This is a genomic window from Parapedobacter koreensis, assembly GCF_900109365.1.
In the GTDB taxonomy this organism is placed as follows: Bacteria; Bacteroidota; Bacteroidia; order Sphingobacteriales; family Sphingobacteriaceae; genus Parapedobacter; species Parapedobacter koreensis.
Genome location: NZ_FNZR01000001.1, coordinates 490,977 through 505,935, shown reverse-complemented (window position 1 = coordinate 505,935; position 14,959 = coordinate 490,977). Strand labels below are relative to the sequence as shown.

Genomic DNA, 14,959 nt, shown 5'->3' with positions numbered 1-14,959 from the left:
ATCCTTTCAGGCCAATCTGTGTTATCCAAGTTTCCAGTGACAACGCATTCGGTAGATACGCTTGCTGCAGTAACCTCAGCCCCCGTTTTATTACCGTGCTTTTTATTTGAATCGACTGGCGCAAGTAGCCAAGTTGTTGATACAAGGTAGGGAAGTAATCGTCATCAACGTGCATTTGGAAGCGTTTGATCGGGATACGCGCGAGCAACATACCGATGCGGTGCTGCAATTGTACCAGCGCTACAGTGAGCGATATCCGACCATGATGGTAGGCGACTTCAACAGCAGCCCGGATGAGGCCGATCCGACAATCAGCAGGATACTACGGGAAAATTTGGGTACACTTGAATTGGTCGCAGGCCGTGTAGTCACGGAGGCTGGTCAGATTTCCGATCACTTGCCCGTATGGGCGGTTTTCCGGTTTACGCGGCGTTGAATGCCATACGACTTTACCATAAGTTGTCATAAAAATTACCATTGATTTTCTTTCATTTAACAATCTGTTAGTATCCTAACCCTACATTCGCGGTGGATTACGAATATCACATGGCAAATCATTTTAGAAGTAGGAGTATTGTTGCGTTTTATACCACATATCCCGCTTTCACTGTCGCTGTCCTGCTATTTGCACTGTCAAGTATAGCGTTGTCGATTTTCATTTCGCAAAGCGAGCAGTTTTTATTGGTAAACCAGCTGCATCATCCGGTAGCGGATGCCGCATTTCAATACATTACCTACGGCGGGGATGGCCTGTTGATGGTATTGTTGACGGTAATCCTTTTATTCGTGCGCTTCAAGTATGTGATATATGCAATTACCTGTTTTATATTGACTGGACTTCTGGCGCAAGGTATAAAGCGAACCTTGGGATTTCCGAGGCCCGCCAAGTTTTTTGAAGGTGTTCATGATCTCCACATACCACCGGACTATACGGTCCATTTCCACAATAGTTTTCCGTCTGGACATACCACGACGGCGTTTGCGATGATGGCCATGCTATATTACCTCTTTCCCAATCAACGAAATTCACCATTCTTGTTTGTAATGGCCCTGCTTGTCGGATATTCACGGATATATTTGGCCCAGCATTTTCCACAGGATGTCTTTGCTGGTGCGCTGATCGGTAGTTCAATGACATTTCTTTTGCTAGGATGGTTTGATAGCAGCACGCTGTTCAAAGCAGATTGGGCCAATAGGAGGTTGCATATATCGGTTGCCATACGCCCCAACCCCAAACAACAATCGGACGGTTATTCCTCATTATCCTAGCTAGTTAACTTTGTTGTCCGGTTGGGGGTTGGTGCTGATTATATTCATCCTGGCGTAATGCTGGATTAATACGGTGAGTATAGCTTTGTAGAAAGCTACGCATCATGGAGCCATTGATCACCAAGGGGGCATTCGCTAAGGCAACTGGAATCCATCGGTTGCCGTTGCCGGGTATTGACAGCTTGTTGATGTCGTTGATGCAACTTGATCGTTTCAATACAGAGTTCAACAAGGTACGCCACTTGCAGGGAATGGAATTTGTGGATGGCGTACTTGAATTGTTAGGTATCCACATCAGCATTGACCCTTCAGATTTGGAAAGGATACCGAAAACGGGGCCTTTCATTGCCCTGGCTAATCATCCTTACGGTGGCATTGAAGGGCTGATATTGCTCAAGATACTCTGCGCGGCGAGGCCAGAGACCAAAGTGATGGCCAATTTTCTGTTGCAGCATATTCCCAATCTAAACAGCTATTTCATTGGAATCAATCCATTTCATGAAGAAGCACATCTTTCCAATATCGCTGGGATAAGGCAAGCCTTGGCATCGGTAAAGCAGGGAATCCCTGTGGCGATGTTCCCGGCGGGCGAAGTGTCAGCCTACCAACCGGCATTGCAGCAGGTCACGGACAAGCGCTGGCACCCAGTTGTCGGAAAACTGCTTGCCAAAGCCGGGGTGCCCATCGTTCCCATTTATTTCCACGGGCATAATGGGCTGCTGTTTAATCTGCTAGGATTGCTGCATCCGAAATTGCGGACGGCCAGGTTAGCGGTAGAGCTGTTCAACAAAAATGGCCATGAGGTAAAACTTCGGATCGGTACGGCAATTAGTCCAGAAAAAGTCGCTAAAGGAAAACAGCAACCAAGGGAGCTGCTTGAATATGCAAGGGCCCGTACCTATGCGTTGGGGATGGATATGCCCAAAACCAAATGGGAATGGCTGGAACGGGGAAGATTCATGCTGCCGAAAAAACCTGAAGATATCGTTCCGGCGGTAGCTATTGCCGACTTGGAGCAGGAACTTGCCGAATTGCACGAAAATCGAATATTGACTATTGGTTATTTTGATGTGTTCTTAGCGGAAGCCCAGCAGATGCCCCAGCTGATCCGCGAAATCGGCAGGCTACGTGAGCTGACCTTTCGTGGGGTAGGCGAAGGGAGTAACCGCTCCATTGATTTAGATGTTTTTGACCTGTACTATCGGCACTTGTTTATCTGGGATAAGCGCGAATCCAAAGTGGTGGGAGCGTATCGTGTAGGAATGGGAGAAGAGCTGCTATACGGTCAGGGGAAGCGGGGATTCTACCTTTCGCAACTATTCAAAATGGATAAGGCTATCACGCCTGTGCTGAAAGAAAGCATGGAATTGGGCCGTAGCTGGATACGGGAAGAATACCAGCAAACGGCCATGCCTCTATATCTACTCTGGAAAGGCATCGCCTGGTGCTTGGAAAAATACCCGCAATACCGTTACCTCATTGGACCGGTAAGCATCAGTGGGGATTTTTCACGGTTTTCTCGGTCGGTGATCGTCGAGTTTATCCGGCGCAACTGTTATGACGAGCAGCTCGCTGACCTTATACGCCCACGGAAACGATTCAAGCCCAGCCTGATGAAGATGAATCTGGAAGCATTGTTGGACGACCCGACGTCCCTCGCCGCATTGGAACGGTTGGTCATGGATATCGAGAAACCTAACCGACGTTTTCCGGTACTTTTGCGACACTACCTGAGCCTGAAAGCCAAAATCATCGCGTTTAATGTAGATCCCAAATTCAACCATTGTTTGGATGGGTTTTTAGTATTTGACCGGCAGCAATTGGATGAAACCATGGAGCGGCGGTTTTTCGGCAATCGTTCCTGACAAACTACCCCCTTTCTCCTGCCATCTTCCGTGTGCGATGCGGAGCCCATCCGGGACGTATCCGGGAAATCCTTAGATCCGCCCCGCATACGGCACGTATCCAGCCCGCATTATGGCAGAACAACGGCAGGAAAAAGCGAGAAGGAAGGAGGGAGAAGTTAAGGTGCCGTAGGCAGGCAAGTCGGTATCCGGGCAACTGAGCAAAATTAATGTTAGCGTAATATAAGCTGGTTATCTTTGCTTGTATGCGCATCAAGGCAGCTATCACGGAGTCCGAATTGCTCACCGGTATCAGGAATGATGTGCCCGGTATGTTTGAGGAACTCTTCAATACCCATTGGGAAGCGCTATACCGCCAAGCGTACCATCGTCTGCACGACCAAAGTGGCGCTGAGGATCTCGTACAGGACATCTTTACCGATATTTGGGAACGGCGGCACTCACTTGTGATTACTACTTCGTTTCAGGCGTATTTGCGTGCTGCATTAAAGTACCACCTTATCAAACGGGCGAGCAAAGCTGATTTGCAACAAAAGGCCATGGAGCATTTGCTGCACCGGATGGAAACCATCGAAGTTTCTGTAATGGATATAATGGCGGCTGGCGAAATCAGCCGTACACTGAATGAGGCTGTCCAGCGATTTCCCGAAAACATGCGCCGGATTTTTCTGATGCGGGCAGAGGATTTTACGGTCGCTGAAATTGCAACAGCGCTTGGATTATCCGAGCAAACGGTCAAAAACAATACAACAGACGCCTTGCGTCGCCTGCGGGTAGTATTGGCCCAAAAACACCCCGATATTCCACCCTCTTTCTACCTGGTATTGCTTTTTATCCTTAGCTAAGGACTCATCAGTCAGTCTATTTTTCAACCGTTATCCGTGGAGAAAGTCAATTTCCAAGAACCCGCCCTGTGCATTGGCGGGGGCAACAAACTGTGGGATGCCATTGACGACATCCAGCGACGGTGAATGGATATGCCCTGTAAGGATACCCACCAAGTTGGGCGTTTCAAATACCTTGCGGTGAAAATCCATTGTCACGGAAGTATGTCCACCTTTCCGCCAACGCTCCCGCCGTTCCGTTTGGTAGCCATCATCTGACTGTGCCCCCCATTCGGGATGCCCGCAGCCGAAATTTATGGACCTTCCGGCAACGTATAAGGGAATGTGCATGACTAATACGATGGGTAAATCGGTGCGCGTGTATTGCTCGAAAAAAGTAAGTTGTTCTGGTAAAATCTCGTAGACGGAATTGTCAACCACCAAGAAGCGAATTCCGTTGACATCCTGATAGGATATAGCGGGATTCTTGCCATGAAACAGTTTTTTCAGTCGTTTATCGGTCCATTCCCGCCGCAAATCCATTGACGACCCTTCCATTCCCTCGTAATGCCAATCGTGATTGCCTGTGGTGTATATATAGGGAATACCGGTTGAGTTCAGTTTATCCAGTGCCCATTCAATGGCCGCTTCGGAAGGATAACTGAAAATGTCACCGCCCAACACCAACAAATCGCTCTCGTTTTCGGCTGCATAGCGCAGGGTTTGTTCAAAAGATGTCATGGGATCGGTCGGCTCACCGGTTTGGAAATGCCGGGTACGATGGTAAGCCCCAGCCATCCGATCGCTGTACCGCTGATAAGGAATTTCCCGGTCGTCATGTTGCCAAAGGTGTGTGTCGGACAAGAAAATAACTTTCGTAGCGCGAGCAAAGGCTTCGCTATTGTACCTGATTTCATTCCCTGTAAGCGAAAACGTAAAGGGCAACGGTGTTGTATTTCGTTTGGCAAGCGTGGGAAGCATAAGGGAACCCAATGCCGCCGTGGCGATAAATTGTCGTCGTTCCATGGTTTAAATTTACTTAAATGATGCGATAACAGGGTAGTGGTCCGAAATTTCATGTGTATACCGATTGCTTACCATTTCGGCCCGGGTACAACGGTCAGCGAGTGCAGCATTGACCCAAATGAAATCGATGCGACAAGGCCCACCATAGTAGGTGTCCTTTCCCTGGAAGCTTTTTGTAGGAAACGAGGGCGTAAAGCCCTCGTTCATTAATGCATAGGTATCGCTGAAACCCGCAGCAGCTAATGCATCGGTAACTCGATAATCTATTTTGCCGTCCCGTAGATTAAATACATAATCATGGTTGCTTTCCATTTCGAGCGCTTTTTTTAGCCGCTCAGCAGTGTCATAGCGCTGGCTGTCAGCGTGGGACACTGCGTTGAAATCGCCCATTACCAAAATGGGTTCACGCTGCGGGAGAGCTGCTGCCCGCTGGAGAATACGCTGTATTTCTTCATGCCTTTTATTGGAATTGTGGGGAGATAGGTGTAGCGCAAAAACATGATAGCCATTGACTTTGGCGTAAATGTATCCGTGATGCATATCTTTTACCACGCGTTCCACATCGGTAATTGGGTATTTTGACGTGATGCCGACGGGAAATCCATCCTCTTTTAAGATGACGGAGTAATGATGGCCATAGCGGCGGGCAAGTTCGCTTAACGACTGTTGGGTAAATCCGTTAAGCTCCTCAAAGGATACAATGTCGGGATGCTCGCTTTGCAGCCATTCGACGCATTGTTCCAGTAAGGTCGGATTTTCTCGGAAACCCAGTAAAACGTTATAGGCCACAACGGTTAGTTTTTGTTCCTGTTGCGCATTACAGGCCGGATTCATTGCTATAAAGAAACCCAGCATCAATAACAACGTGCCATATAATGGCTTTTTCATCTTATTCATTTCAAAATTCGACATGGTCAAAAATAAATTCCTGGTCCGGTTCGGTTTTGTACGCATCGAGATAAGGCGAATAGGTTTTCACCGTAATCGTTTTCCGCTTGATATCGAAGGAGACCAAGCGGAGAAATCCATTCCCCCCATTTTCCGAATTATCGACTCCCGTTTGGTAATTGGCCAGCATTTGATAAACCTTGTTGCCGTGTTCGCCCGTGCTTACCAGTTTACCGGTACCGTCGCCTAACACATGGCCATTGAACACGAATCGCATATTGGCATGGCGTTTCACCAATTTATCCCAGATTTCTTGGCCATCATTCACCGTATCTTCCCCGGCGGTTTTGCCAACGCCATAATTCCGGGCTAACCATTGGTGATGCCGTTCGGCGCTCATGTGGGTGTCGTCATTGTACAGGTAGGCGTGGGTAAGCAGAATCACCCGGTGCTTGGGGTGATCGCTTACAATTTTGTTGGCCCATTCCAATACCGAGTTTCTTGGCCCGAATTCGAGGGAGACCACCAGCCATTTTATGCCCCCTACATTGAATGTATACCAGGTATTGTCCATTTCACCTACCGCGTAAGCGCCACCAAAACCGTTCATCCGCGAATACTTGTCATAAGGGAAATATTGGTTGAACTTGTCAGTATTCCGTACATCTGCACTGCCATCGGTACCGATATCGTGATTGCCCATACAAAGTACGTACGGAACCTGTCCATCCAGCTTGGTCATCGCTTTTTGTGCCACTTGCCATTGATCATCCCAATTCCGGGTGGTGATATCGCCTTCGTGCAGTACGAAGGCGATTTGGTCCCGATGTTTGTAGATCCAGTCGGTTTGCGAATAGAATATTTCGGGATAATACCGGGAATATACCTGTGTATCCGGCATGACAGCGATATTGAATGCCTTTTGTGTTGAGCAGGAAACACTCAGTAAAAGGATTGCGAATAAATTAATACCCTTCATTTTGTGTTAGATTTTTGTTATTCAGGATTTCGGATTCCGGTATCGGGAACAGCAATTCGCGGCTGCTTAGTGTAGGTCCATAGACAAATTGGTGTCCAACGAACTCATCAAAGCGACCTGTACGGAGGTTATACACCTTGCGTAGCCGGGCCATATCGAACCAAGTCTTGTTTTCGTAACAGAGCTCATGCCAGCGTTCGCGCCATACCGCCTCGCGGAAATCCTCGGTGCTCAGTCCGGACAAGTCAGCCAGATTTGCCCGTTTTCGAATTTGATTTAACGCTTGGTATGCCAGTGCCGTTGGTCCGCTGACTTCATTTTCAGCCTCTGCATACGTCAGCAATACTTCTGCAAAGCGAATCAATGGCCAGTTCAATCCTGAGATGTTGCCGGAAACATTGGCGTTGTCATCAAACCATTTATAAATATAGGGAGCGCCAAATTCAATGATTTGCGAGCGATCACTTGCTGCACCGTAGCTGGTATAGAAAAACTGCTTTTCTTCGGCTCGCCTGTCCCCGTCTTCATAGCTTTCGACAAATTCAATGACGGGATAAAGCATACCGTATCCCTCTATATTGGAAATAGGCGCATTAAAAGGGATAAGAATCAGTTGCAACCCGTTATGGTTCGCCACGTTTTGGTCGAATTGTGTCATGAAAATATGTTCACCCTGGTTTTCGCTCCCTTCCATCCGCAGGGAGTCATAGGATTGGAACAGGTGATGCATGTTGGCATCAACAACCTCCTTGGCTTTATCACGGGCTAAGGTATAATATGCCGTGCCCAAGTTGAGCGGATACCCGGCCATGGTTAAATATACATCGGCGAGCAGCGATTGCACAGCACCCAACGACACCCGCCCTGCTATACTGGTATATGGCAATCCGGCGGTTTCGGCAGTTTGCAGATCGCTGACGATCAGTTGATAGACATCGTTGATCGGCGCTCGTAATGGCATAAAATTGTCAGAACCCAGGTCTACGGGTTCCAGAATGAGAGGCACCTCGCCAAAAAGCCGCACTAAGTTATAGTAGTAATACGCCCGCAGGAACCGTGCTTCCCCGAGCAGTCGGTTTTTCAATCCTTCATCCATCGTTATGTCCGGTATTTTCTGAATGGCGATATTTGCATTGGCAATTCCCCGGTAATGGCTATTCCAATAGCTTGCTCCGTACGGGTTGTTGGGATCAAATTCCAGGTTCCGGAAGGTGAGGTTGTTTTGCGCTGAACCCAGTGCTGTGGTATTTCCCAATCCGGATGCAAACTCGGTCATGAGCCAAGCAGCTCCGGAATTACTACCGCCTCTTATTTGCCTAAGATCGACGTAGATAGCATCCACCGCGCTTTGGGCATGTTCTGGTTTTGTGTAGTAGTTTTGGGAAGTAAAATTGCTCGGGTCGCTCTGTGTCAGGAAATCTTCACAGGCAACCAAGCTCAACAAAGCGAAAGCAAAGGTCGCTTTCTTTATTATCCAATTGAATACGTGCATGGCAAAAAAATTATAAGGTGATATTCAAACCCAATACAAACAATCGTGGCTTCGGGTAGTCTCCGTAGGAGGCCCGTCCTCGGCTAAACTCTTCGGAGAAGGATGACACTTCAGGATCATATCCCGGATAATCACTGATGAGGAAGAAATTCTGTGTAGCCGCGTAAACCCGCAAGGATTGGATATGCCGTGCTGAAATCCACCTGCTTGGAAAATTATAGCCAAGCATGAGGTTTCTCCCCCGGATAAACGATCCGTCTTTTAATCGGTGGGTGTCGTTTTTCGTGTCATATCCCACGGCCAATGGTTTGGATTGCGCAATTACGGTATGCTGATTTTCGGGTGTCCAGGCATTTTTGACTGACCGAAGCATGTTGTTGTATGCGCCCGTACGATCTTCCAGGACAGCCATCATCTCCCACATCACTTTGTTGCCGTACTGGAACTGGATGTCCAAGGAAAGGTCAAAATTCCCGTAGGTCAAGGTATTGACGAAGGAGCCGTATCCATCCGGCAGCCCTTTGCCGAGAATCACCTGATCATCTGTCGTGATAGCCCCATCACCGTTGGTGTCTTGGAATTTAATGTCCCCCGGACGGCGGTTATAGCGCGCTGCTTCATCAGCCTCATCGTTACTCCAAGTTCCTAATCGAACGAACCCCAGGAAAGAATTGACCGGCAATCCCTCGCGGATAATGCTTCCGGTGCTGCTACCTGCGGCAGTTCCCAATAAAATATCGGCACCATCGTGCAGCTTAAGTACCTCATTTCGATTCAATGACCAATTGAGATCCGTCCGCCATGAAAATGAAGCACGCTGTACGGGATAAGCGGATAGCGCTAATTCCAATCCCTTGTTACCCATGTTCCCGATATTTTGATAGACGGTGGCGAATCCTGAAGAACGAGGTACTGGTCTGTTCAACAGCATATCTGTGGAAACTCGTCGGTATAGGTCCATTTCAACGTTTAGCCGATTATTAAACAAGCTGAGTTCAATGCCGATATCAAACTGTTTGTTGGTTTCCCATTTCAGATCGGAATTGGCCAATCCGGAGAGCCCGATACCTACCGCCCGGCTATTGCCGAAAACGGCGGCATAAGAACCTAAGCCAGCTTCATACTGGTAGTTGGCGATTTCCGAATTACCGGTAAGGCCATAGCTCGTCCGTAGCTTAAGGTTGGAAATGGTACGATGGTCTTTCAGAAAGTTTTCTTCGGAGACCATCCAGCCCAGGGCCACCGACGGAAAGAAACCATAACGATGGCTTTTCCCGAATTTCGAGGAACCGTCGAATCGGCCGGTAGCAGTCAGCAAATACTTGTCATGCAGCGAATAATTCACACGCCCGAAAAAGGAAGCCATGCTGTATTTACTGGCCGACGAACCTGACGGGCGGGGATTACTGCCGGTTCCTAAGTTGTTGTACTGATAGTAGTCATCCAGAAATCCCCAGGTTGTGGAATTGTTGGAAAATCGGTTGGAAGTCAATAACGATTGGCCCAGGATGGCATCCAGCCGATGAGCTTCACCGAAGGTGTTTTGATAATTGAGCAAATTTTCGAACTGCCAGGTTTCAGCGGTTAATGCACTTAGCGAGGCAATCCCTCCCTGCGTCTCCGATAGTTTGGGTACATCTTTCCCTGCATAATTTTTCATTTCCTGGCGAATACTGTTGGTGGCCACCATGGTTTTCCAGTACAGTTTGGGCGTGAAATGCACCATCGCATAGATGTTGCCTAAGATGTCTTGCGTCCCCCTTAGGCGGTTGTCTTCGGCGGCGTATTGCTGCTGGTTGGGGCTTTCTACGCCGGGATAAATTTCGGTATCGGCCCATGTGCCGTCAGGATATTTGACAGGCATGATGGGGATATTTTGGAAAATGCTTCGTAATGTCCAGCCTTCCAGCAGTCGTTCCCGTTGTTTATTATAGTTGATTCCTCCTCCTGCGGTCAACCATGGTTTTAGTTTTGACTCAAAACTGAAGCGGGCGGAATAGCGATCGAGCCAGGATCCTTTGACGGCACCATCTTCATCACGATAAGTCAGGAACAATCCGAACGTAGTGTTTTGATCACCTCCGGTAAAAGAGAGGTTGTGGTTTTGGGTGACGGTGGTTTGGAAAGCTTCATCTTGCCAATCCGTATCGTATAATGGGGCCAGTGATTCGTCGAACAATTCCGGATTGCCGAGGGTATTCCCGATGACGAATCGCCTCCGTTTCACCAATGGGTCTTCATATTGCCCCCGGCCAAAACCCGTCGGGTCAAATTTTTCGGCATTCTGGTAAGCAATATCTTCGACGGTTAGAAACTCATCTGCGTTCATGAGATCCAATCTGCGTGTTACGTCACCGAAGCTGGTATATCCCTGATAAGCGACATGTCCACCATCTCTGCTGCCCTTTTTAGTGGTAATCAAGACTACACCATTCGCCCCCCTTGCTCCGTAAATTGCCGTTGCGGAAGCGTCTTTCAGCACTTCGATGGATTCGATATTTGACGGATCGATGAAGTTAATGGAATGGGTACTTCCTGCCAACCGCTCTACGTTGAGCATGACACCATCTACCACATATAACGGATCGTTTGTGTTGCTTACAGAGGTAGCACCCCGAATTTGGATGCGCGGCGTGCCACCGGGCTGTCCCGAATTGACGGAAACATCCACACCCGGTATCCGGCCTGATAATGCCTGTTCAACATTGGTGACTGCATATTTTTCGAGTGTTTCCCCCCTGACTGAACCTACGGCACCCGTGATATCTGATTTGCGTTGTACACCGTATCCAACGACAACAACTTCGTCCAGATCACCCACAGCTTCCGCTAAAACAATGTCAAGCGAGATTTCCTGATCGTCTTCGACGGTGACCTGTCGCCGTACCTGCTGGTAAGACAAGTAGCTGATTTCAAGGGTGTATGTGCCGCGTCGCACGTTGATGCTAAACTTACCTTCCGCATCTGCGCTGTAGCTGCGGCCGGTCTCGGCGATACGGATGGTAGCACCTGCAAGGGGCACATGATTTTCATCGGTAATACGCCCAATAAGCCGTCCCGGGGCTTGGATTTTATACAACATGATCGTACCTGATTGTTCTTCAAATCCAATGTGGTTATTTTCAAACAGGAAATTTAGGATGTCGTATACGCGTTCATGCCTAAAATGGACATCCTGAACAATGATTCTCTCCAAGTCAAGGTGATCGGTAAAAGCAAAATTAACGCTGGTTTTTTGTTCAATGTCTCGAAGAACCGTATAAGCATCGGTATGATTATATGACAAATCCAAACGTTTGTTTAATACTTGTCCAGAAGTGTTTTCTGCCAGCAGCAACTGGCTTGCTAAAACAACGGCAATCATAATAATTCCTGTGATGCGCATAAGTTGTCGCCATAGTGGTATTGCTGAGTTCATTTGTTTACTGTGAAACCCAATATGGATTATCGGATCGTCCAATATTTACCTATATTTGGGCGTGGTTATTACTGTGTTAATGACTGCGTTTGGCAGTAGCGCAGCGACCAAACTACCGCTACTACCCTAAAATTTAATGCACAGGTGCTACTGAATTGGCATCTGTGTTTTTTTTAATAAATCACGAAATCTCCATTAGCCTCCTTTCTAAAATCTTTATTTAAAATCTTGCAAAGCATAGTTGCTGTTTTTTCCGCTGAATGGGCTGCTTGCATGGTTAGGTTGAAACGACTAGTGATTACACGGTTGTCCATGGTTTTTAACTGCACCCCGTATAGGTTAAAAAAGTGTCGTGAAAGTTCGGCGAAATCGGCTTTGTCTAACACGGCATTCCCCTTCCGCCAAGCCTCATATCCTGTAGACTCCAATCGATGGATAGTCGACGTTTGTAACTCCTTATCATAGCTCAGTTGCTGCCCGATACGCAATTCGGATAATGGCTTTCCAGCAGTATCGGCCACGAGTACTTTGCCTGTTGCCACGGATACTTTGATGTTGGAAAGATCCGCATAGGATTGGATATTGAACGAAGTTCCCAGCACATTGACGGTGATGCCGTCGGTCAGTACCTTAAATGGAGCTAACGTGTCCCTTTTCACCTCAAAGAAAGCCTCGCCAGTTAAGCTTAGCAGGCGGGTAGGGTTGCCGTAATTGCTGGCTACCTGCAAAGTAGAATTGGCATTGAGCCAAACAAGTGTGCTATCCGGCAGGACAATCCGCTTAAGCTGTTTGCTCCCTGTCGTGATTGTGCTCAAGAAGGTTGGTGAGGCCGATCGCTGCCCGTCGCGTGTTGGGTATGCTACATTTACGACATAAAGCAATACAGAAATACCCATTACGAGCGCTATCCCGGCGGCAATTCGTAACCAAGTCCTTTGATACCGTATCTTACGTGGCCTATGGGTTGACATGCCAGCCCACAGGCGAGCTTTCAGCGCTTCCTTTTGTTCTGCGGTTTGGATATTCGGAATGGCTACCGGGGGCTGACCCAAGTGTGCGTACCACGTATCAACGACATAGCGTTCGGCATCGGTTGCAGTACCCTCCTGGTATTTTTTCAATAAACGTTGAAAAGTTTTCTGATCCACTTTTATCTGTGTAGTAACGCCTATATAGTGCATGATAACAACAGGAAGTACTTCAATAATAGAATACCAAATGATTAATTTTTTGTTAACAAGAGGGGCTTTAAAAGATGTCAATGGCCTTAATAATTTGTTCTTTTTAATTTCGCTTTTAATAAATATCCAATGCTATACTTTGCTTTCGTGAAGACAGCAAAGCAAGGGAGTACACAAATCGATGTGCCAGCATCAGATGAAAAGCTTTTTGAGCAGTTACATGAGGCATCCTGGTCAGTCTTGTTTCAGATCGCTTGTAAGAAATTGGGCGACCGGGACGAAGCTTATGACCTGTTGCAGGAATTGTTTTTGGAGCTTTGGAATAAACGGGATGTTTTTCCCTTACATGGCTTATCCCTCGCTTGGCTGAAAAAAAGATTGTGGTATAAGTTGATCACCTATTTCAGGACACAAGGATTCCAACAACGGCATTTGGAAAATTTCAGGCTATTCATAGAACGCGAACACCCGGTGGTTCAGCCCGATGAATCATTGGGCCAGGTGTTTGAAAGTCAATTTGAACTCATCATGGATGCCATTGCGCTCACGGTTGCACAAATGCCGGAGCGTATGCAGGAGGTTTTCCTGCTAAACCGTGAGCAACAATTCACCATCAACGAAATTGCCCTGCGCCTCGGCTTATCTCCAAATACGGTACGCAACCACCTCCACGCTGCCATGAAACGCCTTCGCAAATCCTTGGAAGCACAAAACCTATCCGCGCTTTGCATTGCCCTGCTTTGGTGGATCATATCGGGTTAGTGTTAATAAATCATTAATAATTATTCACGGAAACTTAATGTCCAAGCACTGGTATGTTTGGGCTTTTGATGCTTTAGTATAGTAGACTCAGGGACATTAGTGCAACGCAGAAACCAATGATGAAAGACGATAAGAAACTAAGGAGATTGTACCAAAAGGTGATTGAAGGAACGGCATCTCCCGATGAACAGGCATTGGTGGCAAGATGGCTTGACCAACTGGACACGGACGAAGGAATGGATAAACAGGCAGCGGAAGAATGGAAAGCACGCTCCATAGCTGAACTACGGAAGGCAATTAAGCCTCCGATACCAATCCAATCAAGGACAAGAAAATTTGTTTGGGCAGCAAGCGCAGCGGCGGTACTGTTGTTTGCCATTGCGACATTGATCATCCGTTTTTATAGCCAACAACCCATAGGAGTGGAAGCGGGTTCGCAGGTGCTTGTTTATACCGAACATAGCACCATTGCCGGACAGCGTAAATTATTGAAACTCGCTGATGGTTCGCGTGTATGGTTGGGCAATGTCAGTACGATCCGTTATCCGAAGGACTTTCAGCCAGACAAACGGGAGGTTTTTCTTGAAGGACAAGCTTTTTTTGAAGTGAGCCCGGATTCTATCAGGCCCTTTTTGGTACACACCGATGGCCTGGACGTAAGGGTGTTGGGTACCTCATTCAACGTAAAAAGCTATAGCAATGAAGGGGTGCAGACGGTTAGTGTGGCCACTGGAAAGGTATCGGTAAAGCCCACAAATGATAGGCAGGAATGGATGCTGGAAAAAGGCCAGCAGGTTAGCTATCATTCGGCAACAAAAAAGGGTGTCATGCAAGAGACTGATCTATCGGAGGCACTGAATTGGAAAGATGGAGAATTGATTTTCAGGGATATGCCGTTGGAAGAAATTGCGATGCAGCTCGAACGTTGGTATGGCGTGACGATAACGATTGCATCCCCGTCGGTCAATAACCGACAGCTGTCCTTATCGGTAAAGGACGAACCCTTGCAAGCAGTGCTCAAGATGCTTTCACTGGCCGGAGACTTCCACTTTGAAATACGTGGAAACCACGTGAAGATATGGAAATAGATCATTAGGTAATGAAGCAAAAGAAAGGAGGAATAGGATGCAGTCATAACGTACATAACGACGACAACATATCCAGTATTTGACAAACGAAAAAAATAGAGCGGAAGCTTCTCACCACCCCGCCCTATGTGTTTTCAAAACCCGTTTTACGAAAATGAATTTTAAAA

The 14,959-nt window shown here is 47.5% G+C and carries 12 protein-coding genes; 6 read left to right on the top strand and 6 right to left on the bottom strand.

The features are described from left to right. The first annotated feature begins 106 nt into the window (after positions 1-106). The 4 genes from BMW65_RS02135 to BMW65_RS02120 all read left to right on the top strand — a co-directional run bounded on the left by BMW65_RS02135 (position 107) and on the right by BMW65_RS02120 (position 3,979). Positions 107-436, top strand: coding sequence for an endonuclease/exonuclease/phosphatase family protein (locus BMW65_RS02135; protein WP_090602393.1), 330 nt, complete (start codon positions 107-109; stop codon positions 434-436). Between the two features lie 110 nt (positions 437-546). Further along, complete coding sequence (locus BMW65_RS02130) at positions 547-1,269, top strand: phosphatase PAP2 family protein (RefSeq protein WP_090602392.1); 723 nt, start codon at positions 547-549, stop codon at positions 1,267-1,269. A 104-nt stretch (positions 1,270-1,373) separates the two neighbouring features. Next, complete coding sequence (locus BMW65_RS02125) at positions 1,374-3,134, top strand: lysophospholipid acyltransferase family protein (RefSeq protein WP_090602391.1); 1,761 nt, start codon at positions 1,374-1,376, stop codon at positions 3,132-3,134. A 245-nt stretch (positions 3,135-3,379) separates the two neighbouring features. Then, the gene (locus tag BMW65_RS02120; RefSeq protein WP_090602389.1) at positions 3,380-3,979 is read left to right on the top strand and encodes an RNA polymerase sigma factor; all 600 of its coding nucleotides are present in this window, start codon (positions 3,380-3,382) and stop codon (positions 3,977-3,979) included. A 30-nt stretch (positions 3,980-4,009) separates the two neighbouring features. Here the strand turns inward: BMW65_RS02120 and BMW65_RS02115 are convergent, their stop codons facing one another. From BMW65_RS02115 to BMW65_RS02090, 6 genes are all read right to left on the bottom strand, one after another. Continuing rightward, positions 4,010-4,984, bottom strand: coding sequence for a metallophosphoesterase family protein (locus tag BMW65_RS02115; RefSeq protein ID WP_090602388.1), 975 nt, complete (start codon positions 4,982-4,984; stop codon positions 4,010-4,012). 9 nt (positions 4,985-4,993) lie between these two features. After that, positions 4,994-5,872, bottom strand: coding sequence for an endonuclease/exonuclease/phosphatase family protein (locus BMW65_RS02110; RefSeq protein WP_177180958.1), 879 nt, complete (start codon positions 5,870-5,872; stop codon positions 4,994-4,996). Positions 5,873-5,882: 10 nt separating this feature from the next. Then, positions 5,883-6,851 (bottom strand): metallophosphoesterase, encoded by a 969-nt coding sequence (locus tag BMW65_RS02105; RefSeq protein WP_218145320.1) that lies wholly within the window; start codon positions 6,849-6,851, stop codon positions 5,883-5,885. Then, positions 6,838-8,343, bottom strand: coding sequence for a RagB/SusD family nutrient uptake outer membrane protein (locus BMW65_RS02100; protein ID WP_090602383.1), 1,506 nt, complete (start codon positions 8,341-8,343; stop codon positions 6,838-6,840). The genes BMW65_RS02105 and BMW65_RS02100 overlap by 14 nt, the downstream gene beginning before the upstream one ends. 10 nt (positions 8,344-8,353) lie before the next feature. Beyond that, positions 8,354-11,761 carry a SusC/RagA family TonB-linked outer membrane protein gene (locus tag BMW65_RS02095; RefSeq protein ID WP_090602381.1) on the bottom strand — a complete coding sequence of 1,136 codons (3,408 nt, stop codon included), beginning with the start codon at positions 11,759-11,761 and terminating at the stop codon, positions 8,354-8,356. Positions 11,762-11,934: 173 nt separating this feature from the next. Further along, positions 11,935-12,909, bottom strand: a complete 975-nt coding sequence (locus BMW65_RS02090) for a FecR family protein (protein ID WP_177180957.1) — start codon at positions 12,907-12,909, stop codon at positions 11,935-11,937. Between the two features lie 180 nt (positions 12,910-13,089). Between BMW65_RS02090 and BMW65_RS02085 the strand changes: the two genes are divergently transcribed. Next, positions 13,090-13,704, top strand: coding sequence for an RNA polymerase sigma factor (locus BMW65_RS02085; protein ID WP_177180956.1), 615 nt, complete (start codon positions 13,090-13,092; stop codon positions 13,702-13,704). A gap of 116 nt (positions 13,705-13,820) precedes the next feature. Next, positions 13,821-14,792: a FecR family protein gene (locus BMW65_RS02080; protein WP_090602377.1), complete on the top strand. Its 972-nt coding sequence runs from the start codon at positions 13,821-13,823 to the stop codon at positions 14,790-14,792. The last annotated feature ends 167 nt before the right edge of the window (positions 14,793-14,959 follow it).

Bases quoted from the DNA above. Each gene is read 5' to 3' on its own strand.
- BMW65_RS02130 (WP_090602392.1), top strand. From the start codon at position 547: ATGGCAAATCATTTTAGAAGTAGGAGTATTGTTGCGTTTTATACCACA.
- BMW65_RS02125 (WP_090602391.1), top strand. From the start codon at position 1,374: ATGGAGCCATTGATCACCAAGGGGGCATTCGCTAAGGCAACTGGAATC.
- BMW65_RS02120 (WP_090602389.1), top strand. From the start codon at position 3,380: ATGCGCATCAAGGCAGCTATCACGGAGTCCGAATTGCTCACCGGTATC.
- BMW65_RS02115 (WP_090602388.1), bottom strand. From the start codon at position 4,984: ATGGAACGACGACAATTTATCGCCACGGCGGCATTGGGTTCCCTTATG.
- BMW65_RS02110 (WP_177180958.1), bottom strand. From the start codon at position 5,872: ATGAAAAAGCCATTATATGGCACGTTGTTATTGATGCTGGGTTTCTTT.
- BMW65_RS02105 (WP_218145320.1), bottom strand. From the start codon at position 6,851: ATGAAGGGTATTAATTTATTCGCAATCCTTTTACTGAGTGTTTCCTGC.
- BMW65_RS02100 (WP_090602383.1), bottom strand. From the start codon at position 8,343: ATGCACGTATTCAATTGGATAATAAAGAAAGCGACCTTTGCTTTCGCT.
- BMW65_RS02095 (WP_090602381.1), bottom strand. From the start codon at position 11,761: ATGAACTCAGCAATACCACTATGGCGACAACTTATGCGCATCACAGGA.
- BMW65_RS02080 (WP_090602377.1), top strand. From the start codon at position 13,821: ATGATGAAAGACGATAAGAAACTAAGGAGATTGTACCAAAAGGTGATT.